At 46.2% G+C, this 396-nt stretch carries 1 pseudogene; it reads right to left on the bottom strand.

The annotated features are described in order from the left end of the window. A pseudogene (locus AB4512_RS25130) lies at positions 1-396 on the bottom strand (competence/damage-inducible protein A); the annotation flags it as partial.

The following is a 396-nucleotide window of genomic DNA, read 5'->3' as shown; positions in this document are numbered from 1 at the left end:
GCCATCACCCACGAATGCCCGAAGCAATCTTCAACCTGCTCATTCAACTGCAGCCACGCTGACAATGCGCCTTTGGTCGACACTTCAGACACCGATAACGTCTTCTTTTTCTCAGCCATGATGTGGCCAATATGATCAACCATAGGCTCATCAACACTGACGACATTACTTTCTAGCAGCTTGTAAACCATTTGCAGCAACTTAACGCGAGTTTCTAAGTCTGCCTTAGGACCAAACAGTTTGACCTCAATGAACGGCAGATAAGAACGGTAACCAAGCTCATAACCTTCAGGCAGCTTTAATTGGTCCAAAACATCAGAGATACCCGACTCAGACAAACCAAACGTAAACAATCGACTGCATTCAGAGGCAACCACTTGAGGATAGGTACGTGAC

It is taken from the genome of Vibrio sp. 10N.222.52.B7 (genome assembly GCF_041474275.1).
Classification (GTDB): Bacteria; Pseudomonadota; Gammaproteobacteria; order Enterobacterales; family Vibrionaceae; genus Vibrio; species Vibrio crassostreae_C.
This window is presented reverse-complemented; position numbering and strand designations above follow the sequence as displayed.